We start from the raw sequence: 24273 nt of genomic DNA on the forward strand, positions 1-24273 counted from the left end.
GCCGATGTCCACAAGTTCAGTCGGCTCACCGCAGCAATGGCAGGACCCTGCTGCCCAGCAGATGGACACCGTGGTCGTCGGCCAAGCCGTGTGGCGGCCCGAACTCCACCCGCCCCGCACCGGCGGCGATGAGCGCCCGGGCCTGCTCCGCGACCTCCTCCGGCGTTCCGGCGAACGCGAACCGCGACAGCAGGTTCCGGGGGATCAGCTCGCCGGCACCGGCCTCGTCGCCCTGGGCGATCCTGTTCTGGAGCGCGGGCATCAGGTCTTCGGGGAGGTCCAGCGTCGGGTCGAGTCCGGCGACCACCGCCACGTATTTGGCCACTTCGGTGCGTGCCCGGGCTCGGGCCCGGCTGCCGTCCTCGTCCACGACCGTGACCGCGCCGACGACGATCCCGACGTGCGGTGTGCCGATCCGGTCGCGCATCACGCCCACGACAGCCGGGTTCGCGGTGCCGCCGATCTTGACTTCGTCGGCGATTTCCCCGGCGAGTGCCGCGGTCCGGGCGCCCCAGGTGCCGATCAGCACCGGGACGTCGGTCCGCTGGGGCCGGTAGTTCAGGTGCGTGCCGGGGGCGAGCCGGAAGACCCGCCCCGCATAGGGTTCGCCGGCCAGCAGGGCGCGGATGAACCCCGTGGCTTCCCGGAGGTGCTGCAGCGGCGCCGGCTGGCCCACGCCGATCTGCCCGAGCCAGCTCCCGCGCGCGAGCCCGAGGTAGGCGCGGCCTCCCGACGCGAGGTCCAGCGCGGCGAATTGGCCGCCGATCTCGTAGGGGTGCTGCGTGTACGGGTTCCAGCACGCCGCGCCGAGCCGCACCCTGGTGGTGACCGCGGCCATCTCCAGCAGGGGGAAGATCGGCGGCTGGTCCATCAGGTCGCCGAACACCGACAGCACGTCGAACCCGGAGTCCTCGGCGGCGACGGCGAGCCGGGCGTAGTCGCCGGGGCGTTTGTCGCTGCGGAAACCCAGCCCGAACTCGGTCACGTGAGGTCCCCGGTCGCCAGCCGGCACCGGCCGATCCGGTCGATCCGCATGATGACGCGTTCTTCCGGATCCGGGCAGCACACCAGGTTGTCGCGGTCGAGCCAGTCCCCGGTGGGCAGGTCCCGTTGCTTGGCGGGCAGCAGCGGGAGCACGGCCTGCAGCGCGTAGACGCAGAAATGCTTGCCTTCCGGGATGCGCAGGTGGGAGCTGTCGACGAGCTCGAAGTAGTCCCCGGCCGCCATCCCGCATACCGATCGGCCTTCGATCCTCTCCACGGTGACCCGCAGGTCATACAGCTCAGTGTGCAACGGCTTTCCCTTCCTTGGCAGGTGCATTCCGCCGCGGGAGCACCAGGCTCACCGCCACCACCACGACAGCGTTGATGATCAACGCGATCAGGCCGGGCTCCCACTCCGTCATCCTGGCCGCCCAGAAATCTTTCGCGAACGGCGCGAGCAGTGCCACGAAACCGGCAGTGATGCCGAGTACCACGGCCACCGCGGACGTCCGGCGCCAGAGGAAGGCGAGGAACACGCCCGGCGCGAGCATCCCGATCGCCGAGTAGGCCGACAGCAGGATGTCCACAAGGGACTGCTGCCGGCCGAGGGTGAGCCAGACGGCCACGAGCGCGAAGGCGGCCATCGACGTCCTGGACACCAGCAAGGTGGCCCGGTCGGACATCCCCGGCCGGAACGGCAGTACGACGTTGCGCGCGAACAGCGAACCGGAGGTGAGCAGCAGCACCGAACCGGGCGCCAGCGCGAGCAGGAACGCCGTCCCCGCGACGAGCCCGACCAGCCAGGCGGGGAACTTGTCGGCCACGAACTGCAGCAGCGCGGCGTTGAGGTTGCCGCCTTCCGGCCGCGTGTTCGCGATCAGCGCCGCGAAGCCCAGCATGATGATGAAGAAGTAGGCCAGCGAGTACAGCGGCTGCCAGATGGCGTTGCGCCGGATCGACGTGCCGGACGCGGCCGAGTAGGAGACCTGGAACAGGTGGGGGAACACCCAGTTGCCCAGCGCGACGTTCAGCGCCGAAGTCATCAGCCACACCGACGTCGTCGGCGACGACGGATCGAGCCCAGGCAGCTTGCCGATACCGGGGTGCTGCTGCTCGGCGATCCGGAAGATGTCCAACGGCGACGCCGCGCCCACCTTGCTCGCGGCGGTGACGGCCAGGACCACCACGACGACGACCATCAGCACGTCCTTGACACCGGCGGAGAACGCGGCGGACCTCAGCCCGGCCAGCAGCACGAACATCAGCATCAGCACGGCACCGATGACCACGGCGAGGTCGGCCGAGACCGTGCTGCCCAAGGTCAGCCGGACGATCAGGCTCAGGCTGACGAGCTGGATCTGGACGTACACCACGAGGGCGGCGATGCCGACGATCGCGGTGATCACGCCGAGCCAGGGCGCGGAGTACCGCTCGGCGAAGAAGTCGGCCTGGGTGATCAGGCCGTCCCGGCGCCCGGCCTGCCAGATCTTGGGCATCAGCCAGTAGCCGATGGCGTAGCTCAGCGAGACGCTCGTGAACGCGAGGTAGGCCGGAGCGCCGAGCGCCCATGCGTAGCCGGAGATCCCCAGCACGGCGAAGGTCGTGTACACCTCCCCGGCGTTCATGAACCAGAACAGCAAGGTGCCGAACCGGCGGCCGCCGACCGCCCAGTTCGTCATGTCCGCCGTGGCGCGCCGGCCGAACGCCAGCGCACCGGCGACTGTGCCCAGGACGATGACCAGCGCGATCGTGAGGATCATGACGCATCCTCGTCGGTCACGCCCGCCCGCTTGTCCAGCCGGAACACCAGGGCGATGACCAGGCTCGTGAACACGACGCCGAGCATCTGCCACAGCATCGGAAACGGGACGTGCAGTGGTGCGTACGGGATATCGTTGACCACCGGGATCAAGCCCACCTGCCAGACGAACGGCAGGACGAGCAGCCAGCGGTGTTTCCGGGACGAAGGCATGATCACTCCCAGCCGTGCAGTGTGACTGCACGAGTGGTAGGACTGTAGGTGAAATGGCCCGGATACTCAACAGGGAAGCCAGGTGAGGTGTGCAGTGGCAATGCACAGTCTCGGATCCCAGCTGAAGACGCTGCGGACCAGGCACGGGATGAGCCTGCGCGACCTGGCCGCTCGCTCCGGCGTCTCCGCGACGATGCTCAGCCAAGTCGAGCGCGGAGTGACCGAACCGAGCCTGTCGACCCTGCGGCGGCTGGCCGAAGTGTTCGGCGAGTCGGTGGCGTCCCTGTTCGACTCGTCGCCCCCGGCCGTCTGGATCAGCCGGCCCGGCACGCGATCCACACTGGCCGGCCCCCGCGGCCTGGTCCGCTACGAACGCCTGACCCCGGGCAACGGTCAGCTCGAGGTGTTGCGCGCGGTCCTGCCGCCGGGCACCGCCACCAGCGAGGAACCGTGGGCGCACGCGTCCACGGAATGCGCGTACGTCGTTGCCGGAACACTCACCGTGCAGATCGGCGATGCCACCCACGAGGTACTGGCCGGGGAGTCGATCACGTTCGACTCCAACCGGCCCCACCTCTACCGGAACTCGACCGGTTCGCCCGTCGAGTATCTGGTCTCGATCACGCCCCCGTCTCCCTAGTGGTGCTACGGCTGTCCGCTGAGGTCGGTCGCGACAACCCGGTTGCGAAGCTCACCGAGACCGCTCACGAAGGTGACGACCTCGTCCCCGGACGCGAGGAACACCTGCGGTTCGCGGGCGTTGCCGATTCCGCTGGGGGTTCCGGTGAGGATCACGTCGCCGGCCCGCAGGGTCATGCCCCAGCTCAGTTCGGCGATGATGCGCTCGAAGCGGAACGCGACCTGGCGCGTGGAGGCCTCCTGCAGGACCTCGCCGTTCAGGGTGCAGCGCACGGTGAGGTCGTACGGGTCCGCGACCTCGTCGGCCGTGGTGATCCAGGGGCCCAGCGGCATGGTCGCGTCGATGCTCTTGCCCTTGAGCCATTGGCCGCCGTGGCGGCGCTGGAGGTCGCGCTGGGACACGTCGTTGGCGACGCACAGGCCGAACACGTGCTCCCAGGCCCGCTCTTCCGGGATGGACCGGCCGTCCTTGCCGATGATCAGCGCGACTTCGGCTTCGTAGTCCCACTTGGCCGAGATCGCCGGGTCGAACGCGATGTCGTCGTGCGGGCCGATCACCGTGTCCGGGCCCTTGGTGAAGAACGTCGGATGCTGCGGCCGGTCGACCGGGTCCTGGCCGTCGCGTTTCCCCCGGGATTCCTCGAAGTGGTCCCAGTAGTTCCAGCCCGTGCACAGGATGTCGCGGTTGAACCGGCGCAGCGGTGCGACGATCTCGACCGCGTCCAACGTGACGCGCGTGCCGTGGCGCAGGTCCACCAGGTCGCCGCGGACGACGTCGTCGAGCGTCGGGGCCGCGGCGGGCAGGATCGTCACCGTGCCTTCCTCCGGCTCCACCGCGCCGAGGTGGTCCCTGCCGTCGACGCGGACCGTGGCCAGCTTCATCGCGCGTCCTCCGGGAGGACGGCGATCGCGTTGATCTCGATCAGGTAGTCCTTGTTCACGAACTTCGAGACTTCGACCATGGTCGACGCGGGGGCCACGCCGGTGAAGTACTGCCGGCGCACGGCGTGGATGGCGTCGAAGTCCTCCATGTTGCGGACGTAGACGTCGACACGCGCGATGTCGTCGAGCGCGCCGCCGGCGGCCTTGACCGCGGCTTCGAGGTTCTGGCACACCTGGTGGGTCTGGGCGCTGACGTCGCCGACGCCGGTGACGCCGCCGGTGGCGTTGCGAGCGGTCATGCCGGAGATGAAGACCAGTCGGCCCGCGCGGGTCGCCTGCGCGAAGTGTCCATTGGGGACGGCCAGGTCCGGGGAGACGATTTCCTGTTTGGGCATGGGAGTTCCTTCAGCGGGCGTCGGCGGGGTCGTCATACCAGTCGGGCTGGGTCGGGTAGTGCGGGCCGTCGTAGATCTCGAGCAGCACGGACTCCTCGTCGGCGTGCGTCGGGCCGTGCTCGGATCCCTTGGGGTTCCAGTAGAAGGCGCCTTCGGTGAGGGTGATGCCGGTCGGCACGTACGTGTAGCGGCCCTTGAGGCAGAACATGAACTGGTTCGACGCGTGGGCGTGCCGGGACGGAATGCCCGCGCCCTTCCGGAACCGGACGAGCGCGATCGACGCGCCGGTCTCGTCGTCGCGCCAGAGCATCTTGTGGGACAGGCCGTCCAGGGTCTTGTCGATCCAGTCCAGGTCGTGGGTCTGGACGAGGATCTCCCGGAAGCGGCTGAGCGCGCCGGATGCGCCGACGCGAGCGCGGTCGGCGGCTTCGCCGGAGTACGCGGCGGGGGCCGAGAGGTTGGTCGTCATCGGTTCTCTCCCAGGTATTTCAGCTCGATCAGGCGGCTGCGGTAACGCGTCGGCCCGACGTTGACGAGGGTCTGGACGCCGCCGGGCTCGCGGTACCGGACGTCGCCGGGTGCCTCGGTCTCCACCGGGCCCGGCCCGTCGGTGGTGTCGATGCGGGTGTCGGAACCATCGAGGGTGATCACGACGTGCGGGTGCCGGTGCCGGTGGCCCGCGAGCGAGGCGCCCGGGTCGAGGACGATTTCCCACGCCCGCACCAGGTCGGTTTCGAACACGACGTGGTGGCCGACCGGCTCGGCGGGCACCGGGGCGGCTCGTTCGCCGAGGTCGAGCAGTTCGACGAGCCGGTTGCGGTACCGGGTCGGGCCGACGTTCGTCAGCATGTGCACCGGCGACGTCGGCCGGAAGATCACGCCGCCGACGTGCTCGTCGACGAACCGGGGCGGCGAGCCGTCCAGCCAGTCCATCCGCCCGGGTGACGCTTCGAGGTTCACGACCAGGTACGGGTGGTGGTGCAGGTGCCACGGCTGCGACTCGCCGGGCTCCAGGGCCACCTCCCAGACGCGCACGTGGTCGTTGACGAGGAGTTCCGTCTGGCCGATTTCGGCCAGCACGACCGGCGTTCCGTCCGGTGCGTGCACGGTGGTTCCCGCGGTCACGTCAGGGCTCCTTCCGCCGGGACCCGGCCGGTGATCCGCGCGTGGGCGGCTCTGAGCGGGTCGACGTCGATGGTGGGGTCGAAGGCGGCGATCGCCGCCACGTGGCCGTCCGGCCGCAGCAGCACCGCCGTGTCCGGCCAGACGCCCAGCCGCCGCATGGCTCGCGAACCGGGGTCGAACAACGCGCGGTCGCGCAGGGGCGAGTCCAGCGGGGCGTCCCACCGGCTGACCACGACGCGGCGCAGTCCGGGCGTGTCGTCGGCGGGCAGCCGCGGGGTGCGGCGCGCGTCGGTGAAGTACAGGCCGACGAACGTGTCGGCGCAGAGGTCGTGCGCGTGCACGGCGCCGTCCGGGCCGAACAGGCGGACGTCCGGCAGCCGGTCGCCGGCCCGGAGCGGGCGCGGCTCCTCGCCGGTGGCGATCATCGACCAGTCTCCGGTGCCGTCGACGTCGAGGCGGACGCCGAGCAGGGAGCGGGTCACCGCGACGCCCCAGCCGCCGCCGGCCATGGCGGACACGCCGTCGTCGCGGCGGTCCATGTAGGCGCGGGCCGCTTCGGCCATCTCGCCGGAGCCGCGGACCGCGACCGGGGCCTGCTCGCGCTCGTAGCCGTCCAAAAGGGACTCGTCAGCCCAGCCGCGGAGCACCCAGGCCAGCCGCCAGGGCAGGTTCGACGCGTCGAGCACCCCGGTGTTGAGGCCGAGCGCCCACATCGGGGTGATGAGGTGGGCGGCGTCGCCCATCAGGAAGACGCGGCCGGCGCGCCAGCGGTCGGCGACCCGGTGGTGCACGGGGTAGACGTTGGTGCCGAGCACGCGCAGCCCGTCGACATCGCCGATGAACCGCTTCGCCTTCGCGGCGAGTTCGGCCCGGTCCGGCTCCGGCGCGCCGGGCTCCAGCGGATACAGGAACCGCCAGCAGTGCGGCTGCCGCACGAGGATCATCCACTCGGCGGGGTCGCCGAAGTAGGCGAGGTAGGGGTAGTCGCGCGGATTGGCGACGTCGAGGTCGGCCTCCAGGTCGACGAGCATGTACCGCTGGTCCAGCGTGTGGCCTTCGACGGTGATGCCGAGCTGTTCCCGGGTCTGGGACCGGCCGCCGTCGCAGGCCAGCAGGTACCGCGCAGCGACCCGCCGCTCTCCCGTGGGCGTGTCCAGCCGGAGCGAAACGTGGTCGTCGTGCTGGTCGAAGCCGGTCATCCGGTGTCCCATGTGGACGACTCCGGGGGCGAGCTCCTCCAGCCTGCGCCGCAGCACCGGTTCCAGGTGGTGCTGCGGGATGTTGACCACGAAGGGAAAGCGCGTGTCGTCACCGAGGAGGCCGGTGTGGACGCTCGCGCGGGCGGTGCCGGTGGCGCGGTCGATGTCGCCGATCTCGTCGATCCGCAGTGACGCGCGCAGCACGTCGTCCACGGCGTCGTAGCGGTGCAGGACTTCGAGGGTGCGGGTGAGCACGGTGCCCGCCTTGGTGTCCAGCGACAGCGTCTCGTCCTCTTCGAACACCACGACCGGGATGCCGTAACGGACCAGACCCAGCGCCGTGATGAGCCCGATCGGACCGCCGCCGACGACCGCGACCGGCAGGGATTCCTGTTCGCTCACAACGCCTCCTGCGCGAACGCCCGGTCGCGGGTCAGCGTGGACCCGGTCATCGTGGCCGCGTCCGAGAGCAGGAAGAGCAGGCAGCCGACGACGTCCTCGGGGGTGCCGATCCCGGTCGTCGCGGCCCAGTGCTCGCGTTCGCCGCCGGCCGGGTTGGCGGCGCGGAACTGGGGTGTGTCGATCACGCCGGGGAAGATCGTGTTGACCCGCACGCGGTAGTCGGCGACCTCGGCGGCCAGGGATTTCGCGAACGACGTCAACGCGCCCTTGCTCGCCGCGTAGGCGGAAGCCTGGGCGCGGCCGGCGTGGGCGAGCCCGGAGGAGAACACGACGATGCTGCCGGCCCGGCGGGCGATCATGCCGGGCAGCACGGCCTGCGCGCACCAGACGACGCCGTCGAGGTTCACGGCCAGGGTCTGCCGCCACGTGTAGGGGTCCATGCCGACGACGTCGCAGCGCGGCTGGATCGCGGCGCCCGCCACCAGTGCGTCGATCCGGCCGTGCCGGAGCAGGACGGTGTCGACGGCATCCTGCACGCGCTCGCGGTCGGAGACGTCGACGCGGTGCTGTTCGATCCGGTCGTGGCCCTGGAGGTCCGGGGCGTGGACGACGTCGAAGACGATGGCCGTGCCGCCGCGTTCGGCGAAGGCCCGGGCGGTGGCGGCGCCGATGCCGTGGGCGCCACCGGTCACGACCAGGACCTCGTCCTGGGCGTCGAAGGTGGATTTCATGGCTCCTCCTGGAGTGGTCAGCGGTGGCGGAGCAGGCGCTGGGCGACCAGGTGACCCGAGCCGCCGCCGAGGCCTGGGCCCGGGTGGGTCGAAGCACCGATGTGCCAGAGACCGGGCACCGGCGTGGCGTGCCGGGCGCCGGCAGGCGTCGGGCGCCAGAGGAAGTTCTGGTCGAGCTCGGCCGAGCCGCCATACGGGTCGCCGTGGACGGCGTTGACGTTGTGGGCGGCCAGGTCCACCGGCGTGACGACGTCGATCGCGCGGACGAGGTCCGTCAGCCCGGGGCAGTGCGCGGCGACCTTGTCGAGCACGCGCTGCGCGAACGCCCGGGCCAGCTCGGGCGTCCAGCCGCCGGTGGTGTCCAGCTCGCCGGCGGCGTCCCCGGCCGGCGCGAACGGCACCTCCTGCAGCTGGAGCCACAGGGCGGCCGCACCGGCCGGCACGCGCGCCGGGTCGAGGACGTCCTGCCGGCCCACCACGACGGTCGGTTTCGCGGGCAGCAGCCCGGCTTCGGCCTGGGCGCAGGCGATCCCGGTGCTCGCCGAGCCGTCGGCGAGGTGGATCAGCGGGACCTCGGCGAGCCGGTCCTCCCGCCACCGCGGCGGCCCGGAAAGGGCGACGTGGATCTGCATCGCGCCACGTCCGTGGCGGAACCGCTCGGCCTCGCCGGTGAACCGGCCGTCGACCGCGCCGGGTGGCAGCAGGTCGCGGACCAGCGCGGTCGGGGTGCAGGAAGCCAGCACCGTCTTGGCCTTCAACCGGCGGCCGCCGGCGATGACGCCGACGGCGCGCTTGCCCTCGACGAGGATGTGCTCGACCTCCGTGCCGGTGTGGACTTCGACGCCGAGTTCGGCGAACAGCTTGCCGAACGCGTCGACCAGCCGGGCCGAGCCGCCCGCCACCACCGGCAGGCCGAAGCCGTGCATGGTCGCGGCGAGCACCGGGACCATCAGCCCGCCCCCGGCGTGGTCGGGGGACAGCCCGGCGTGCAGCAGCCACGGCGTCCACAGGTGGTCGACCTCGGGCCCGCGGAACTCGCGACGGCAGAACGACCGCCCGCTCGTCACCGCGTCACGGAGCAGCCGCGTCCGGCGAGCCAGTTTCGCCCCGGCCCGCAACGCCGCCACGGACTTGAGCTCGGACGCCATCAGCGTGCCGAAGGGTTCCGCGATCTCCAGGAAGCCGTTCAGCGCGGCCAGGTACGTGTCCCGGTCGCGGCCGTCGGCGAAGCGGGCGGCGGTGCGCTCGGGGTCGCGGTGGGCGTAGGTCGTGCGGCCGTCGTCGGCGACGCTGGCGGTCACCCAGCCGTCGGTGTTGCGGTACTCGAGGCCCAGCCGGTGTAAGTCGTCGCCGAGCGCCGCGTAGGCGGGGCCGGAGACGAACAGCGGGTGCCACGACGAATACGTGTCGTGCACATAGCCGGGCAAGGTGCGTTCCTCCGACGCGATGAAGCCGCCGAGCGTGTCGTTGCGCTCGGCCACCGCGACCGACCAGCCCTCCCGGGCCAGCTCGGCGGCGGCGACCAGGCCGTTGATGCCGGAACCGATGATGACGGCGTCGTACTCGATCATCGCGCCCCCACCTCCTCCGCCAGCGCGGCCCGGACCGCCGGGGTCAGCCGGATGCCTTCGGCCCGCGCCTGCTCGTGCCGCAGGGCCTCCAGCTCACCAGGCAGGTAGACGCGGTCGTACCCCGGCGCGACCGGCGAGGCCGCGAGCCGGTCGGCGAACGTCCGCATCCGCTCGTGGAAGCCGTCGCCGAAGTGGGCGGGGTCGAGCGCGAGGAAGAAGTGGGCGCAGTCGTTCGGCACGGCCGTGTCGGCGTAGAGCCCGGCCACCTCCGGGCCTGACGCACCGCCGGAGAGGACACCGGTGAGGACGTCGACCAGCACGGCGAGGCCGTAGCCCTTCGGCCCGCTGGCAGGCAGCAGCATCCCGGCCAGCGCGGCGACCGGGTCGGTGGTGGGGATGCCGTCGGCGTCGGTGCTCCAGGTCGCGGGGATCGTCCGACCGTCGGCCGCGGCGAGCCGGATCTTGCCGAGCGCGGCTTCGGACAGGGCCATGTCGAGGACGATCGGCGCGCGACCGGGAACCGGGGCAGCCAGGGCCAAGGGGTTGTTGCCGACGACCGGCGCCGCGCCACCCGGGGCGGGCATCAGCGGCCGGGTGTTCGCGGCGGCGACCCCGATGCAGCCGCGCGCCGCGGCGGCGAGGGCGTAACGGAAGGCGCCACCGAAGTGGAACGCATGCCGCACGGTGACGGCACCGATGCCGTACTGCTTCGCCTTCTCCACCGCCAGCCGCATCGCCTGGTCACCGGTGAGCTGCCCGAGCGCGTTACGACCGTCCAAAGTGGCCACAGCACCGACGTCGGAGACGACGACCGCGGTTTCCTCCGTGCTGACCGAGCCGCGGCGGATCCGCTCGAGGTACATCGGGACGAGCATCGTGCCGTGCGAAGGGATCCCGCGGGCATCGGCGTCCACAAGGGACTCCGCCACGACGCGGGCGGCAGGTTCGGACAGCCCCGCGGCGGTGAAGATCCGGGCGATTTCACCGGTCAGCTCCTCGATCGGCACCGGGTCGGTTGCGTCCACCGTGCACCTCGCTCCTTCGTCGGCCGGGTCGTTCCGGCAAACGGTAGGAGCGCGGAGAACGGGCGGCTATCCGCTCAGCGAGGCCGTTAGCCGCGCAGCGTGGCCGACGGCGATTCGCCGAACCGCTGCCGGTACTGCACCGAGAAGCGGCCCGCGTGCAGGAAACCCCACCGCACGGCGACCTCCGTGACGTTCGTCCGGGCCGGGTCGGCGAGCCGCAGCTCCTCGTGGACGCGCCGCAGCCGCACCTCGCGCAGGTGGTTCATCGGCGTCGTGTCGAGGAACCGCCGGAACCCCTCCTGCAGCGCCCGCACGCCGAGCCCGACCGCCTCCGCGACGTCCTCCACGGTCAGCGGCTCGGCCGCGTGCGCCTCGATCAGCTCGACGGCCTGCTTGATCACCTTGGGCGCGCTCGGCAACGGCTCGCGGTGCAGCACCGAGCTGTAGTTGTTCGGCTGGGCGAGCAGGAGCTGGCTGAACAGCAGCCGCTGCAGTTCGGTCATCGCCAGCGGCTCGGCGGGGATGCCGCCCTCGGTGTCGACCTCGCGGCGCAGCAGGTCGACGACGTTGCGCCACGACCGCACGGCCTGCTGGGACATGTCCATCCCGAGGTCGAACCGCAGCGGCCGGGCCAGGGGCTTGCCGAGCATCCGGCTCAGGTGCTCTTCGAGACCGGCGCGGTCGATCCAGACGATGAGCTGCGGGTTGTCCGCGCCCCACCGCATGACGAGGTCCTCGTCGGGTGCCGGGACCGACGCGGTCAGCGGGTCGGACACCACGGACTCCTTGCCGCAGGTGATCTCGGCGCGGCCGGCCAGGGGCATCTGGACCAGGAAGAAGTCCTGCAACTGCCCGGGCGCGATGCGGACCTCGGCGCCGTAGTCGAGGTAGTGCAGCCCGACCTGCCCGAGCCGCACGGAGTGGAAGCGCGCGTCGACACTGCGCCGGCCGTCGAGCGGCACGAGCTGGTGCGTGCAGAAGGCGCGGGCCACCAGCTCACGAGCTTCGTCGACGTCGCGGGTGCTGAGGTGCTCGCCGTGCGCGAGGGGCAGGACGGCACCCGGTTCCGCCTGGTCGGTCATGGGTCACCTCCGCTGACCCGTAACTATCCGCTTTCCGGGCGCCCGACGCGACAGGTGACCGCGCAAAACGCACAGCGGCCGCGCCGAGCGGATAGCTGAGGCCGCCGTCACAGACCTACCTTCCCTGGCAACCCGGACACAGGGAGGTGCCATGCAGGGACTCGCCGGACGGACCGCCGTCGTCACCGGCGGCGCGACGATCATCGGCCAGGCCGTGGTGCGCGCGCTGCACACCGCCGGCGCCAGGGTCGTCATCGCCGACATCGACGACGCCGGCGCCAAGGCCGTCGCCGCCGAACTGGGTGACGACGTCGTCGCCGTGCCCACCGACATCACCGACGACACGGCGATCGGCCGGTGCGTCGAAACCGCGGTCGACCGGTTCAGCGGCATCGACATCCTGGTCAACCTCGCCTGTTCCTACGTCGACGAGGGTGCGGACTCGACCCGCGCGCAGTGGGCGCAGGCCCTGGACGTCAACGTCGTGAGCGCGGCGATGTTCGCCCAGGCCGTCCGCCCGCACCTGGCCGCCCGCGGCGGCGCGATCGTCAACTTCACGTCCATCTCGGCCAAGGTCGCCCAAACCGGGCGCTGGCTCTACCCGGTGAGCAAGGCCGCGATGGTCCAGCTGACCCGGAACATGGCCCTCGACCTGGCCGGCGACGGCATCCGGGTGAACTCGGTCAGCCCCGGCTGGACCTGGTCGAAGGTCATGGACGAGCTCACCGGCTCCGACCGCGCCCGGACCGACCGGGTCGCGGCCCCCTTCCACGTCCTGCGCCGGGTCGGCGACCCGGAAGAGGTCGCGAACGTCGTGGCCTTCCTCTGCTCCGACGCGGCGTCCTTCGTCACCGGAGCCGACTGGGCCGTCGACGGCGGCTACTCGGCGATGGGTCCCGAACAGGCCGTCCCGGCCATCCCCCAGCTCAGCGACCCACGGAGGTAGCGATGCGCACGATCACCATCGTCGGCGCCGGCCAGGCCGGGCTCCAGCTCGGCATCGGCCTGCTCGACCACGGCTACGACGTCACGATCGTCTCGAACCGGACCCCGGACGAGATCCGGGCCGGCAAGGTCATGTCCAGCCAGTGCATGTTCGGCGGCGCCCTCACCCGCGAACGCAGCCTGGGCCTCAACCGCTGGGACGACGCCTGCCCACCGGTCGAGGGCATCTCGTTCACCGTGCCCGACGGCAGCGGCGGCAAGGCGATCTCGTGGGCCTCGCGGCTGGACGTGCCCGCGCAGTCGGTCGACCAGCGCGTGAAGATGCCCGCCTGGATGAACGAGTTCGAGCTGCGCGGCGGCAAGCTCGACTTCACCGACGCCGGCGTCGAGCACCTGGAGAGCTACGCACGGTCGTCCGACCTGGTGATCGTGGCCGCGGGCAAGGGCGACATCGCGCGCCTCTTCGAGCGCGACGCCGAGCGGTCGACGTACGACGCTCCGCAGCGGTCGCTCGCGCTCACCTACGTCACCGGGATGCGCCCGCGCGAGGAACACTCCGCCGTCTCGTTCAACCTCATCCCCGGCGTCGGCGAGTACTTCGTCTTCCCGGCGCTGACCACGAGCGGGCCGTGCGAAATCATGGTCTTCGAAGGCGTCCCGGGCGGCCCGCTGGACTGCTGGCGCGACGTCCGTTCCCCCGCCGAGCACCTCGAGACGTCCTTGCGGCTGGTCCGGCAGTTCCTGCCGTGGGAGGCCGAACGCTGCGGCGACCTCGCCCTGACCGACGACAACGGCGTGCTCGCCGGCCGCTTCCCGCCCACCGTCCGCAAGCCCGTCGGCGTGCTGCCGTCGGGCGCCACCGTGCTGGGGCTGGCCGACGTCGTCGTGCTCAACGACCCGATCACCGGCCAGGGCTCCAACAACGCGAGCAAATGCGCCACCTCGTACCTGTCCAGCATCCTCGAACACGGCGACCGGCCGTTCGACCGCGAGTTCCAGCAGCAGACCTTCGAGCGGTACTGGGACTACGCGCAGTACGTCGCCGGATGGACGAACGCCCTGCTGGCCCCGCCCCCGCCGCACGCGCTGGAGCTGCTCGGCGCCGCCGGGGCGCACCCGCGGATCGCGCGCCGGTTCGCCAACGGCTTCGACGACCCGCGCGACTTCTTCCACTGGTTCATGGACCCCGCGCTCGCGCAGGGCTACCTGGCCACCGTCACGGCCTGACCCGGAGGACTGCCATGACCGCCATGACGGAGCTGCCCACGTCCCGCGAGTTCGGCCCGCGCGAACTGCGCTCGGCCCTCGGCCGGTACGCCACCGGCGTCACCGTGATCACCGCCCGCGCTCCCGGCGGGCGCCGGATCGGTGTCACCGCGAACTCGTTCACGTCGGTGTCGCTGGAGCCGCCGCTGGTCTCCTGGTGCCCGGCCAAACGCGCGCCGAGCCTGCCCGACCTGCAGCGGGCGACGCACTTCGCGGTCAACGTGCTCGCCGCGGACCAGCACCACCTGTCCGGGCAGTTCGCGACCGGCGCTCCGGACAAGTTCGCCGGGGTGGCCCTGGCAGAAGGCCTTGGCGGGGTGCCGCTGATCGAGGGCGCGCTGGTCCGGTTCGAATGCCGGACCGTGCGCTGGGTCGACGCCGGCGACCACCTGATCTGCCTCGGCGAGGTCGAGCGCTTCGACACCGGCGACGGCGAGCCCCTGGTGTTCCACGCCGGGGCGTACCACGTGGCCGCACGCCACCCCGAGTTCTGAGGCGGTCCCCGTGATCCTCCCACCCGTGCGGTACCTGCGCCCCGCCAGCGCGGCCGAGGCCGTCACCATGCTGTCCGACGTGGCCGGAAGCGTCGTGCTCGCCGGCGGGCAGACGTTGCTCAACATGCTGAAGCTCGACCTCGCGCAGCCGTCGGCGCTGGTCGACGTCCACCGGATCGACGGGCTCCGCGGGGTCCGGACCGCCGACGACGGCACGCTCGTCGTCGGCGCGGCGACGACCTACGCCTCGCTGGCCGCCGTGCGCGGCCACCCGGTGGCCGACATGGCGGCGGGCCTGGTGGACCGGCAGGTCCGCAACCGCGGCACGATCGGCGGCAACTGCTGCCTCAACGACCCGACGAACAACTTCCCGCCGCTGCTCTCGGCGCTCGGCGCGCGGTTCCGGATTCTCGGACCCGGGGGTGAGCGGGTACTGCCCGCTGCCGAGTTCTTCCTCGGCACCCTGGCCACCGCGGTCCGGCCCGGCGAACTGCTCACGGCGATCGAGATCCCGCCGTTGCCGTCGAACGCTGTCGTCGCGCACGAGCACCTGCAGGTCGGGGCCGATTCGTGGGCACTGGCGCGGGCGGTCGTGCGGCTCGACGTCGTCGACGGCGTCGTCATCGACGCGCGTGTCTTCCTCGGCGCTGTCTACGGTTCGCCGCTGCGGCTGCCCGAGGTCGAACGGCACCTGGTCGGAGCGGCGGTGACGTCGTCGCTGGCGGACGTGGCCGGAGCGGTCCGAGACGTCGACGCCGCCGACGACGTGCACTGCTCGGCGGCCTACCGCCGGGAGATGGCCGAAGTCCAGCTACGGCGGGCCCTGCTCGCCGCCGTGCAGAGGAGCACCCGATGACCAGGGACATCACCGTCACCGTGGACGGCAAGCCCGAGACCGCCGCGGCCCAGGACCGCACACTGCTGGTCCACTGGCTGCGCGACACGCTCGACAAACGCGGCCCGAAGATCGGCTGCGACACCGGCAACTGCGGCGCCTGCACGGTGCGCTGGGACGACACGCTCGTCAAGTCGTGCATGGTGCTCGCCGTGCAGGCCGACGGCGGAACGGTCGAGACAGCCGCGTCACTGTCCGAAGAGGACGGTTCGCTCAACCCGCTGCAGCAGTCGTTCAAGGACCACCACGCCCTGCAGTGCGGCTACTGCACGTCCGGAATGCTCATGACGGCGACCGATTTCCTCGACTCCGGCGAGGAAGTCACCGAGGAGACCACCCGCCGGGCGCTCAAGGGCAACATCTGCCGCTGCACCGGCTACCACAACATCGTGTGCGCCGTCCGCGCCGCCGCCGAGGAGCGCCCGTGACCACCGAACAGATCGCGCGGCCGGCCACCCGCAGGTTCACCGGGAAGCCGATGCCGCGCAAGGAGGACGACCGGCTGCTCAAGGCCCAGGGCGAGTTCGGCGACGACACCCCGGTCGCGCATCTCGGCTACCTCGCCTTCGTCCGGTCCCCGTACGCGCGCGCCCGGATCACCGCGATCGACGTCTCCGCGGCCGAGCGCGTCGACGGCTACCTCGGCTGCCTGCTGCCCGAAGAGGTCGAGACACTCACCGACCCGTACATGGAACTGCAGGGTCCGCCCGGCGACGCCGAAGTGGACCGCTGCCTGGCCTCCGGCGGCACCGTGCGGTTCTCCGGCGAGCCGGTCGTCGCGGTGGCGGGCGACTCCCGCGAGGCCGCACGGGATGCCGCCGCCGCGGTCGTCGTCGAGTACGAGCCGCTGCCGCACGTCGTCGACGCGCGTGAAGCCGTCCGTGAAGACGCGCCGCTCGTCCACCCGCAAATCGGGTCGAACATCGCCTTCGACACGCTCTACGACTGGGGCGACATCGAGTTCGCGCTGGCGAACGCCGACCACGTCATCGAGGTCGACGAGCTGCACTTTCACCGGTTCTCCTCGACACCCCTGGAATGCAGCGCGATCACCGTCGAGTACGACGCCGGCGTCGACACGTTCACCTTCACCGGCGGATTCGCGACCCCGCAGCTCGCGACGTTCAACCTGGCCGTCGCCCTGCGGCACCCGGCGAACAAGCTGCGCGTGCTGAGCAAGGACTTCGGCGGCTCGTTCGGCGTCAAGCTCAACACCCACATCCCCGCCACCGCCGCGGCGTTGCTGTCGCGCAAGCTCAGCCGGCCGGTCCGCTGGACCGAGACCCGTTCCGAGCAGCACCTGATGGGCGGGCACGGCAACGAGCGCTGGTTCCGGAACGTCAAGATGGCGCTCCAGGCCGACGGCACCGTCCTCGGCCTGACCTACGACGCGCTCGACGACGTCGGCGCCTACACCCGCTACGAACCGCTCGGCGGCGTCATCTGGACCCAGGTCGCCAACGCCTGCTACCAGCTCAAGCACCTCAAGGTGCGCTACCGGTCGGTCTACACGAACAAAGGCCCGGTGCACCCGAACCGGGGCTACTCCCGGATGCAGCACCTGTGGCTGGTCGAGCGGATGATGGACATCGCCGCGCACCGGCTCGGCTTCGACCCGGTCGAGTTCCGCCTGCACAACTACGTCCAGCCCGACCAGTACCCGTACACCACGGTCAACGGCTGCGTCTACGACTCCGGCGACCTCCCGCTGTCGCTGCGCAAGGCCCTCGACCTCATCGACTACCCGGGAGCGCGTCGCCTGCAGAAGGAGGTCGCCGGTACGGGCAAGCGGATCGGGATCGGCATCGGATCCACCTTGGACTCCGGGACGAACAACTTCGGCCAGGCCCGGCTGCTCAACGCGCACCTGCCCTTCGGCGGCAACACCGAGGGCGGCCTGGTGAAACTCGGCGCGGACGGGTCCGTCTACGCCACCACCGGCGGCGTCGCGTTCGGCCAGGGCCACGAGACCACCGTCGCGCAGGTGGTCGCGGACACGCTGGGCGTCGGCTACGACGACGTCCACGTGCAGCGTGGCAGTGACTCGGCGTTGTCGGCTCAGACCGGCTTCTCGGGCTCGTACGCGTCCCAGTTCGCGGTCACCGGCATCGGCGCGATCCTCAACGCCACCAAACGGCTGATCCGGGAGATCTCCCTGGTCGCCGCGGCCACGCTCGGCTGCACACCGGAAGAGATCGAACTCGCCGACGGCACCGCCCGAGTCGCCGGTGACCCGGAACGCGCGCTGCCGCTCGCCGCCGTCGCCGGGATCGTCCACTTTTCCCCGGCCGACCTGCCCGCCGACGTCGCCGAAGAGGTCGGCCTGGTGGCCAGGTCGGTGTACCGGGCGCCGTTCGAACTGCCCGACCTCGACCGGAAGTACGGCAACCTCACCCTCACCTACGCCACCCAGATCCACGCCTGCGTCGTCGAGATCGACGAGGCGACCGGGCACACGAAGCTGCTGCGGTACGCGATGGTCGACGACTGCGGCACCCCGATCAACCCGATGGTGATCGAGGGTCAGGTCCACGGCGCGACCGTGCACGGCATCTCCGCCGCGCTGTTCGAGCACTTCGCCTACGACGGCGACGGGCAGCTCGCCGCCGGCAACTTCTACGACTACCACGCCGCCACCGCGCTCGACCTGCCCAGCTTCGCCTACGGCAGCGTCGTGAGCCCGTCGCCGTTCACCCCGATCGGCGCCAAGGGCATGGGGGAGGGCGGCGGCGCCCCGCTGCACGCGCTGAGTGCCGCCATCCAGGACGCCGTCGGTGACCACGGCATGGTGCTCGAATCGTTCAACCCGCCCGAACGCGTCCTGGCGCTTCTGCGCGGCCTCGACGCGGAGAAGGTCAAGGTGTCCCGATGAAACTGACCGGCCGGTTCGAAACGACGGCGAGTGCCGCCGCGCTGCTCTCCCTGCACGGCGGGACCGAGGCGCTGGCCGCGGTGCCGAGCCTGAGCGAGGTCCGCTTGGACACCTCGGGCACGCTGCGCGCCGTCTTCACCCCGCGCAGCACTTTCGTGCCGATGCCGTTCGCGGTCACCATCGCGGTCCAGCGAACCGGCTCGGCGGGCGCGGTGCTGTCCGTGCACGGCACCCGGGGCCCGACTGCGCTGGACGTCCAGCTGAGGCTCGAGTTCACGCATTCCGGCACGGCCACGGTCGTGTCCTGGGCCGCCGATGTCGCCGTCCGCGGGCCGGGCGCGACCGTCGGCCAGCGGGTCGTCCGCGACCTCGTCGCGGCGGCTCTCGACGAAGTCCTGCGCGACACCGCGGCGGTGGCTTGATGACGTCGATCGACCTGCACGTCCACCTCGCTCCTCGCGGCCTGGATCCGCTGGGGCCGCCGTTGCTCCAGCAGCCCGGCGAGGCCGTGGCCCACCTCGACCGCGCGGGCCTGGACGAGGGCGTCGTGTCCATCCCGCCGTCGTACTTCCGGCAGCCCGCCACGGCGGAGTGGGTGCGCGCGGTCAACGACGGGATCCTGCGCGCGGTCGACGGGCGGCCGCGCCTGCGACCGCTGGCCTACCTTCCCTTGGAGGAGCCGGAACTCGCGGCCGCCGAGTACGACCGCGTCCGGACCGAACCGCGGTTCGCCGGGGTCTGCGGTGCCGCGGGCGGCCGCTCCCTGTCTCTCGCGGACGCCCGATTCAGTCCACTGTGGAAAGTCCTGGACACGGACTCGCGGCTGCTCCTGCTGCATCCCGGCGCGTCGCCGGACGAGCGGCTTTCCCCGTTCTACCTGCACAACCTGCTCGGCAACCCGGTCGAGACGGCAGTCGCGGCCGCGCAGCTCGTCTTCGGCGACGTCCTCGCCACCCACCCGGGACTGCGGGTGCTGCTCGTGCACTGCGGCGGCGCCGTGCCCACGGTCGCGGGACGCTGGCAACGCGGCGTCGACACAGCCCGGCCGGGCGTCGCGCCGCTGACCGAGAACCCCCTCGTCGCGTTGCGACGCGTGTTCGTCGACTGCCTCGCCCACGACCCCGCGCTCGTGGACCAGGCCGTCGCGGTGTTCGGGGAGGACCGGATGGTGCTCGGCAGCGACTGGCCGTTCGCGATGGGCGCCGACGACCCGCGTGGTCAAGTTTCCCACCGCGGCACGGAGTTCGTGCGGAAGGTCGCCTCGGCGAACGCGGCTTCCGCGCTGGCGTCGCACAACGGACAGCCGGACGCGCTCAGCGGATATCGGCAGTGACCCCGGTCACCTAACGTCGGTGGGGTCAGCAGCCCAGCGGACGAACCGAGTGGTGATCCACCATGACGAACCCCCAGCTCACCCACCGAGCCCACGCCATCCTCCGCGCGACGGCGTGCGGCCGCGTCCACGTGTCGCTCAGCTGCGAACCGGACGTCTTCGTCGACGGTCTGGCCTTCAGCGACCAACCCGGCGCCCGCGCCCTGGTCCACGCCGGGCTGATCAGCCCGGCCAGGCCCGGACGGATCGGCGAGCAGGTCCCGGCGAGATTGACCGACACCGGCCGGGGCGTCCTGGCCGACGCCGGCTTCGGCGCCCGGGGCACCGCTGCCTGAAGGCAGGCCGTGGCACGGTCCTCACACCTTCGGGTTGTGTCAGGTGGCATGACCCGGAAGGTCCACCCGGCGACCTTATGATCTTCCCGTTCATCGGGACGATGTCTGTTCCGTCGCCCGGAGAGGAATGCCCTTCTTGACCGCACGTTCAATCGCGCCTCGATCGCGCATTGTCCGCTTTGGAGCCCTCGCTGCCGGGGCCGCACTGTTGTCCGCTTGCCTCGCGGGGTGCGAGAGCGGCGGGCCGCAGCCGGGGACCGGCGGAAAGGTGCCGGCTGCCGAGGAGCAGGCGTCCGGCATGGTTCCCGGCGCCGCGCTGGCGGATCCGCCCGACCTCAATCCGGCAACCCCGGGGGACCTGACGGTCGAGCTGACGGCCGTTCAGCAGGAGGTGATGATCTCGGGCAAGAAGGTGATGGCGGAGACCTACAACGGGAGCCTCGTCGGGCCGACGCTGCACGTGGTGCCCGGCCAGCGGGTCACCCTGAACCTGGTCAACAAGCTGGGCACGTCGACCAACCTGCACTTCCACGGGCTGCACCTGTCCCCGGAGGGGAACGCGGACAACATCTTCCTGTCCGGCAAGCCAGGCCGGACTCTGACCTACCAGCTCGACATTCCCGCGAACCAGCCGCCGGGGACGTACTGGTACCACGACCACGACATGTGCCCCAAGAGCGGCCAGTCGATGCCCGGGATGACGATGCCCGCCGACCCGGCGAACGGCCGCTGCGACGGAACCGAGAGCCAGATCGGGGCCGGGCTGTCGGGAACCATCATCGTCGGGGACAACCGCGAATCGCTGCCGCCCGCCTACCGCGGCGTCACCGCGCACACCCTGGCACTCAAGGACGCCCAGCTCAAAGACGGCAGTTCGATCGTCTACCCGGACGGGGTCCTCGAGCCCGCCTCGGCGACGGTTCGCCTGGTCAACGGCCAATACCAGCCGACGCTGACCATGGCGGCCGGGGAAACCCAGTTGTGGCGGATCGCCAACGAGGGCTACGCCATCGCCTACGACCTCCAGCTCGACGGCGGCAGCTTCACGATCGTCGGCCAGGACGGAAACCCCTCCGCGGCACCGGCTCAGGTCAACCACCTCCTGCTGCCACCCGGCGGACGTTTCGACGTCCTGGTGACGGCCGGAGCCCCCGGATCGACCTGGCTGCGAACCCTGGCCTACTCGACCGGCCCGACCGCCGACAACTACCCCGACACCACCCTGATGAAGGTCGACGTCCAACAGGGCGACGGTGCTGGACCCGCGGGCATGAGCGCCTCGCCCCAGATCGCCGGGCCGCTTCCCGGATCCCTGCCCGATCTGTCCGGTGAACCCGTCGCCCGGTCTCGCAGCGTGGAACTCAACGACGACGGCGGCAACAACTTCTCCATCAACGGCAAGCTGTTCGACATGCAGCCGACGTTCGCGGAACCGGCCGCACTCGGCACGGTCGAAGAATGGACGCTCACGAACACCAGTGGCCAGAACCATCCGTTCCACATCCACACCGCACCGTTCCAGGTCCTCAGCGTGAACGGTGTTGCCCAGCCGCCTGCTGATTACCGGGATGGCGTGACCGTTCCCCACGCGGTCGACGGCGTGGCCGGAAAAGTGGTGATCCGGATCCGCTTCAGCGACTTCACCGGGAAGTGGATGTTCCACTGCCACATCACCGGCCACGAGGACAACGGCATGATGGGCTACGTCAACGTGAGTGCCGCCGGCGGCACTGGATAGGCTTCCTGAATATGGCCGCCGGGTCGTCGGTGGCGCGCTGCTGTTCCAGGCGCTGAGCAACGCGTTCGGCGACCACTACTACGGCGGCCCGGACCCCGGCGGCTGGAACGACGGCGACGTGTGGTGAGTGACCGCCGCGGTGCTGCGGAGGCCGGTGAGGCAGCGACGTCGCCTCATCCCTGGTTGATGCCCGGACCACGATCACATCTCCAGCGTCCTCGACCCCCTCGATCGACAGCGCCGAAAGCCCCGAGAACACCGCACCGACCATGTCCGCCATCTCAGCCACAAACGATCATGGCAACCCCGCAACCCCGTCCGACCCGGGGACCCACCGAACCACCACCGAAAGTGCGCCAGAGCCGCTCGTTTTACAGTCCCCTGGTGGGACGACTGGGCCGACCTCATCCGCCCGTGACCCCACACCCGGTGCCCGCCGCGCTCCCACCCGGCGGGCACTGGGTCACCTCCCTCGCTGTCGTCCGGCTGCTGATCAAGGCGATGCGGTGAAGGGAGCAGGCGGACCGCGCGAGATTCCCGCTGCGCTCGTCGCAGTGCGCTTTGTCACCGTGAGGCCGGGCGGTCGTCCCGTGCTCCACGATCGCGCCCAGCCCGGATGTAGTGGTCGTCCGACGACTGTCAGGGTCACTCGCGGGTGGGAATGCTCGGCTTGGCCGCTCTTCGGCTGACCCGGTGGGCACGACGGATCTCCCCAGGGCAGCCCCTGGGGAGATCTGTTCGTTGTCACTGCCGGCGACCGGGGAAGCCCTTGACGAGGTTGAACACCAGCCCGTAGTCGGCCATGGTGATCAGGAGCCGGCTGGCGATGGAGCCGTCCGGGTTCCGCCAGAACCCGGTGAACGCGTTGCCAGGGCTGTCCTGCGCGTTGTTCTCCAGCATCCAGTCGAAGCGCTCACTCATCTGCCCCCAGTTGTTCTCCATGTCGACGAGCTGCGACGGGATGTTGGTGTTGAACTGCCAGTTGTCCGCCGACCGGTCGGCGAACCCGCCCCAGCCGATCGTGTCCGAGATGCCACGGAACCGCGTGGCTTCCGAGATGAACTGCACCAGCACGAGCAGCGCCTGCCCGATGAGTTCCGGGTGGTTGAAATCGGCGTTCCAGAGGTTGTCCGCGGAAGCGCTGACGACGTCCTGGTTGAACCGCGCTGTGTAGCGCGAGCGCCACTGGCCGGGGTTGCCGAGGTTCGCCATCCGTTCGATTCCGTCGTAGGACGGCGTGTCCAGGGCCTGGTGGATGTTGCTGCCGCCCGGGCCGTTGGCTTCGGTCCAGTTCCCGAGGTACTGGTACGTGCCATTCCGGTCGAACCAGCCGAGGACGTACATGTCGGAGCGGCGCAGCCGGATGCGAACCTGATGGCCGTTCCGGGACCCGACGACGACGTCCAAGGAGCCGCTGCGGTTCCACGGGTCGGTGTGATCGATGGTGTTGCTGGAACCCGGCACATAGTTGTTGTAGACGTTCATGGAACGACGGATCGCGTTGATGAAGCCGAAGTAGTCCCACCGGCTTCCGTTCCACCAGAAGATCGGGGTCTGGTCCTGGACCAGCTTGATGCTCGGGCTGCTACCGGGGACACCGCCGGCCTGCACCGTGGGTGTGGCCGGGATGTGGACCTCGGAGACGAGGGTCGCGACGGCGAGCGTCGCCGCCAGGAACGTCGTGGGGAGGAGCCTGCGGAACGCCCTCGCGGGCGCGGGCTTCTTGACGGAGGTGACCGCCGGTTCAGCGGCCGTCGTGACGTCGGGGTGGGACATGGTTCTCGAACTCTCCAGCTGTTTGGGGACCAGAGACCGATGTCTGCCTCTGGAAGCGTCCGGGACTGACGCTTGTGGACGGCATTGACGATGCGAGCCTGGGCAGGTCGAAACAATGGGGACGCATTTCAGTGGGTAGCTGCGCCCAATAGATGGGCAGAACCGATGACGCCTGCCCAGCCCTGATTACTGCACGTGACCGACCGGGGGCAGGGTGCCCGCAAAGGACGGTGATGCGGAGGCCGACCGGCAGTTCCTCGTCGAGAACTCCCGCATGCCGCTGCTCAGCCGAGCACCAGCGCACCAGGTCAACCAGACCTTGGGCAGCCCCGGCGGCGCCCTGCCACTGTCAGTTCCGTCCGAATGCTCACGGGTTCTCGCTACATAGGTGGCCCGGGGTCCAGCCGGGTTTGACCGAACAGCTCACCGACGGTGACAAAGTCGTATCCGGCCTCTTTCAGTCCATTGAGGATTCGGTGCGGCCGCGACCGTCGTGGGGCGGATGTCGTGCATGAGCACGATGTCGCCGGGGTTTTGACCCGATCAGGGACGGATTGGGCCACTTTCTCGCTGTCGCGGATCCTCCAGTCGAGGGTGTCCACACTCCGCATTG

Annotated in this window: 26 protein-coding genes; 11 read left to right on the forward strand and 15 right to left on the reverse strand. The window is 70.7% G+C overall.

Features of this window, described 5'->3' with window-relative positions:
- Positions 1–25: 25 nt before the first annotated feature.
- From I4Q55_RS20100 to I4Q55_RS20115, 4 genes are read right to left on the reverse strand one after another with little or no spacing between them, the layout of a single operon-like run.
- Positions 26–985 carry an LLM class flavin-dependent oxidoreductase gene (locus I4Q55_RS20100; protein ID WP_206789693.1) on the reverse strand — a complete coding sequence of 320 codons (960 nt, stop codon included), beginning with the start codon at positions 983–985 and terminating at the stop codon, positions 26–28.
- Complete coding sequence (locus I4Q55_RS20105) at positions 982–1293, reverse strand: TIGR04076 family protein (protein WP_242546361.1); 312 nt, start codon at positions 1291–1293, stop codon at positions 982–984. The genes I4Q55_RS20100 and I4Q55_RS20105 overlap by 4 nt, the downstream gene beginning before the upstream one ends.
- Entirely contained in the window at positions 1283–2743 is a 1461-nt protein-coding gene (locus I4Q55_RS20110) for a sodium:solute symporter (protein ID WP_206789695.1), read from the reverse strand. The genes I4Q55_RS20105 and I4Q55_RS20110 overlap by 11 nt, the downstream gene beginning before the upstream one ends.
- Positions 2740–2955 (reverse strand): DUF3311 domain-containing protein, encoded by a 216-nt coding sequence (locus tag I4Q55_RS20115; RefSeq protein WP_206789696.1) that lies wholly within the window; start codon positions 2953–2955, stop codon positions 2740–2742. The genes I4Q55_RS20110 and I4Q55_RS20115 overlap by 4 nt, the downstream gene beginning before the upstream one ends.
- A gap of 100 nt (positions 2956–3055) precedes the next feature.
- Between I4Q55_RS20115 and I4Q55_RS20120 the strand changes: the two genes are divergently transcribed.
- Positions 3056–3595, forward strand: coding sequence for a helix-turn-helix domain-containing protein (locus I4Q55_RS20120; protein WP_206789697.1), 540 nt, complete (start codon positions 3056–3058; stop codon positions 3593–3595).
- A 5-nt stretch (positions 3596–3600) separates the two neighbouring features.
- Here the strand turns inward: I4Q55_RS20120 and I4Q55_RS20125 are convergent, their stop codons facing one another.
- The 9 genes from I4Q55_RS20125 to I4Q55_RS20165 form a co-directional block, all read right to left on the reverse strand.
- On the reverse strand, positions 3601–4476 hold the full coding sequence (locus I4Q55_RS20125; RefSeq protein WP_206789698.1) for a fumarylacetoacetate hydrolase family protein: 876 nt from the start codon (positions 4474–4476) through the stop codon (positions 3601–3603).
- Entirely contained in the window at positions 4473–4871 is a 399-nt protein-coding gene (locus I4Q55_RS20130; RefSeq protein WP_206789700.1) for a RidA family protein, read from the reverse strand. Before I4Q55_RS20130 ends, I4Q55_RS20125 begins: the two co-directional genes overlap by 4 nt.
- A gap of 10 nt (positions 4872–4881) precedes the next feature.
- A complete protein-coding gene (locus I4Q55_RS20135) occupies positions 4882–5340 on the reverse strand; it encodes a cupin domain-containing protein (protein ID WP_242546362.1) in 459 nt (152 codons plus the stop codon).
- Complete coding sequence (locus I4Q55_RS20140; protein WP_206789702.1) at positions 5337–5996, reverse strand: hypothetical protein; 660 nt, start codon at positions 5994–5996, stop codon at positions 5337–5339. Before I4Q55_RS20140 ends, I4Q55_RS20135 begins: the two co-directional genes overlap by 4 nt.
- On the reverse strand, positions 5993–7597 hold the full coding sequence (locus tag I4Q55_RS20145) for an FAD-dependent monooxygenase (protein ID WP_206789703.1): 1605 nt from the start codon (positions 7595–7597) through the stop codon (positions 5993–5995). Before I4Q55_RS20145 ends, I4Q55_RS20140 begins: the two co-directional genes overlap by 4 nt.
- Positions 7594–8328 carry an SDR family NAD(P)-dependent oxidoreductase gene (locus I4Q55_RS20150; protein WP_206789705.1) on the reverse strand — a complete coding sequence of 245 codons (735 nt, stop codon included), beginning with the start codon at positions 8326–8328 and terminating at the stop codon, positions 7594–7596. The genes I4Q55_RS20145 and I4Q55_RS20150 overlap by 4 nt, the downstream gene beginning before the upstream one ends.
- 17 nt (positions 8329–8345) lie before the next feature.
- A complete protein-coding gene (locus I4Q55_RS20155) occupies positions 8346–9899 on the reverse strand; it encodes an NAD(P)/FAD-dependent oxidoreductase (protein WP_206789706.1) in 1554 nt (517 codons plus the stop codon).
- The gene (locus I4Q55_RS20160) at positions 9896–10924 is read right to left on the reverse strand and encodes an Ldh family oxidoreductase (protein ID WP_206789707.1); all 1029 of its coding nucleotides are present in this window, start codon (positions 10922–10924) and stop codon (positions 9896–9898) included. The genes I4Q55_RS20155 and I4Q55_RS20160 overlap by 4 nt, the downstream gene beginning before the upstream one ends.
- An 86-nt stretch (positions 10925–11010) precedes the next feature.
- Positions 11011–12006 (reverse strand): AraC family transcriptional regulator, encoded by a 996-nt coding sequence (locus I4Q55_RS20165; protein WP_206789708.1) that lies wholly within the window; start codon positions 12004–12006, stop codon positions 11011–11013.
- Positions 12007–12157: 151 nt separating this feature from the next.
- Between I4Q55_RS20165 and I4Q55_RS20170 the strand changes: the two genes are divergently transcribed.
- The 10 genes from I4Q55_RS20170 to I4Q55_RS20215 all read left to right on the forward strand — a co-directional run bounded on the left by I4Q55_RS20170 (position 12158) and on the right by I4Q55_RS20215 (position 21884).
- Positions 12158–12952, forward strand: a complete 795-nt coding sequence (locus I4Q55_RS20170; RefSeq protein ID WP_206789709.1) for an SDR family oxidoreductase — start codon at positions 12158–12160, stop codon at positions 12950–12952.
- Positions 12953–12954: 2 nt separating this feature from the next.
- Positions 12955–14178 carry a styrene monooxygenase/indole monooxygenase family protein gene (locus I4Q55_RS20175; protein ID WP_206789710.1) on the forward strand — a complete coding sequence of 408 codons (1224 nt, stop codon included), beginning with the start codon at positions 12955–12957 and terminating at the stop codon, positions 14176–14178.
- Between the two features lie 14 nt (positions 14179–14192).
- A complete protein-coding gene (locus I4Q55_RS20180; RefSeq protein WP_206789711.1) occupies positions 14193–14711 on the forward strand; it encodes a flavin reductase family protein in 519 nt (172 codons plus the stop codon).
- Between the two features lie 25 nt (positions 14712–14736).
- On the forward strand, positions 14737–15567 hold the full coding sequence (locus I4Q55_RS20185) for a xanthine dehydrogenase family protein subunit M (RefSeq protein ID WP_206789712.1): 831 nt from the start codon (positions 14737–14739) through the stop codon (positions 15565–15567).
- A complete protein-coding gene (locus I4Q55_RS20190; RefSeq protein WP_206789714.1) occupies positions 15564–16034 on the forward strand; it encodes a (2Fe-2S)-binding protein in 471 nt (156 codons plus the stop codon). Before I4Q55_RS20185 ends, I4Q55_RS20190 begins: the two co-directional genes overlap by 4 nt.
- Positions 16031–18478 carry a xanthine dehydrogenase family protein molybdopterin-binding subunit gene (locus tag I4Q55_RS20195; protein ID WP_206789716.1) on the forward strand — a complete coding sequence of 816 codons (2448 nt, stop codon included), beginning with the start codon at positions 16031–16033 and terminating at the stop codon, positions 18476–18478. Before I4Q55_RS20190 ends, I4Q55_RS20195 begins: the two co-directional genes overlap by 4 nt.
- On the forward strand, positions 18475–18900 hold the full coding sequence (locus tag I4Q55_RS20200) for an SRPBCC domain-containing protein (RefSeq protein ID WP_206789718.1): 426 nt from the start codon (positions 18475–18477) through the stop codon (positions 18898–18900). The genes I4Q55_RS20195 and I4Q55_RS20200 overlap by 4 nt, the downstream gene beginning before the upstream one ends.
- Positions 18900–19811, forward strand: a complete 912-nt coding sequence (locus I4Q55_RS20205; RefSeq protein ID WP_206789719.1) for an amidohydrolase family protein — start codon at positions 18900–18902, stop codon at positions 19809–19811. Before I4Q55_RS20200 ends, I4Q55_RS20205 begins: the two co-directional genes overlap by 1 nt.
- Before the next feature lie 62 nt (positions 19812–19873).
- Positions 19874–20146, forward strand: a complete 273-nt coding sequence (locus tag I4Q55_RS20210) for a hypothetical protein (protein WP_206789720.1) — start codon at positions 19874–19876, stop codon at positions 20144–20146.
- Positions 20147–20273: 127 nt separating this feature from the next.
- Complete coding sequence (locus tag I4Q55_RS20215; protein WP_242546363.1) at positions 20274–21884, forward strand: multicopper oxidase family protein; 1611 nt, start codon at positions 20274–20276, stop codon at positions 21882–21884.
- On the opposite strand, the gene I4Q55_RS20220 is transcribed toward I4Q55_RS20215, so the two are convergent.
- Positions 21853–22173, reverse strand: a complete 321-nt coding sequence (locus I4Q55_RS20220) for a hypothetical protein (RefSeq protein WP_206789721.1) — start codon at positions 22171–22173, stop codon at positions 21853–21855. The genes I4Q55_RS20215 and I4Q55_RS20220 overlap by 32 nt on opposite strands.
- 455 nt (positions 22174–22628) lie before the next feature.
- Positions 22629–23660, reverse strand: a complete 1032-nt coding sequence (locus I4Q55_RS20225; protein ID WP_206789722.1) for a ribosome-inactivating family protein — start codon at positions 23658–23660, stop codon at positions 22629–22631.
- Positions 23661–24273 lie beyond the last annotated feature (613 nt).

Origin of the sequence: Amycolatopsis sp. MtRt-6, assembly GCF_017308975.1 — a bacterium.
In the GTDB taxonomy this organism is placed as follows: domain Bacteria; phylum Actinomycetota; class Actinomycetes; order Mycobacteriales; family Pseudonocardiaceae; genus Amycolatopsis.

Coding starts and splice junctions, on each gene's coding strand:
- I4Q55_RS20110 (WP_206789695.1), bottom strand. CDS start 2,743: ATGATCCTCACGATCGCGCTGGTCATCGTCCTGGGCACAGTCGCCGGT.
- I4Q55_RS20115 (WP_206789696.1), bottom strand. CDS start 2,955: ATGCCTTCGTCCCGGAAACACCGCTGGCTGCTCGTCCTGCCGTTCGTC.
- I4Q55_RS20120 (WP_206789697.1), top strand. CDS start 3,056: ATGCACAGTCTCGGATCCCAGCTGAAGACGCTGCGGACCAGGCACGGG.
- I4Q55_RS20125 (WP_206789698.1), bottom strand. CDS start 4,476: ATGAAGCTGGCCACGGTCCGCGTCGACGGCAGGGACCACCTCGGCGCG.
- I4Q55_RS20130 (WP_206789700.1), bottom strand. CDS start 4,871: ATGCCCAAACAGGAAATCGTCTCCCCGGACCTGGCCGTCCCCAATGGA.
- I4Q55_RS20135 (WP_242546362.1), bottom strand. CDS start 5,340: ATGACGACCAACCTCTCGGCCCCCGCCGCGTACTCCGGCGAAGCCGCC.
- I4Q55_RS20150 (WP_206789705.1), bottom strand. CDS start 8,328: ATGAAATCCACCTTCGACGCCCAGGACGAGGTCCTGGTCGTGACCGGT.
- I4Q55_RS20155 (WP_206789706.1), bottom strand. CDS start 9,899: ATGATCGAGTACGACGCCGTCATCATCGGTTCCGGCATCAACGGCCTG.
- I4Q55_RS20165 (WP_206789708.1), bottom strand. CDS start 12,006: ATGACCGACCAGGCGGAACCGGGTGCCGTCCTGCCCCTCGCGCACGGC.
- I4Q55_RS20170 (WP_206789709.1), top strand. CDS start 12,158: ATGCAGGGACTCGCCGGACGGACCGCCGTCGTCACCGGCGGCGCGACG.
- I4Q55_RS20175 (WP_206789710.1), top strand. CDS start 12,955: ATGCGCACGATCACCATCGTCGGCGCCGGCCAGGCCGGGCTCCAGCTC.
- I4Q55_RS20180 (WP_206789711.1), top strand. CDS start 14,193: ATGACCGCCATGACGGAGCTGCCCACGTCCCGCGAGTTCGGCCCGCGC.
- I4Q55_RS20190 (WP_206789714.1), top strand. CDS start 15,564: ATGACCAGGGACATCACCGTCACCGTGGACGGCAAGCCCGAGACCGCC.
- I4Q55_RS20200 (WP_206789718.1), top strand. CDS start 18,475: ATGAAACTGACCGGCCGGTTCGAAACGACGGCGAGTGCCGCCGCGCTG.
- I4Q55_RS20205 (WP_206789719.1), top strand. CDS start 18,900: ATGACGTCGATCGACCTGCACGTCCACCTCGCTCCTCGCGGCCTGGAT.
- I4Q55_RS20210 (WP_206789720.1), top strand. CDS start 19,874: ATGACGAACCCCCAGCTCACCCACCGAGCCCACGCCATCCTCCGCGCG.
- I4Q55_RS20215 (WP_242546363.1), top strand. CDS start 20,274: ATGCCCTTCTTGACCGCACGTTCAATCGCGCCTCGATCGCGCATTGTC.
- I4Q55_RS20225 (WP_206789722.1), bottom strand. CDS start 23,660: ATGTCCCACCCCGACGTCACGACGGCCGCTGAACCGGCGGTCACCTCC.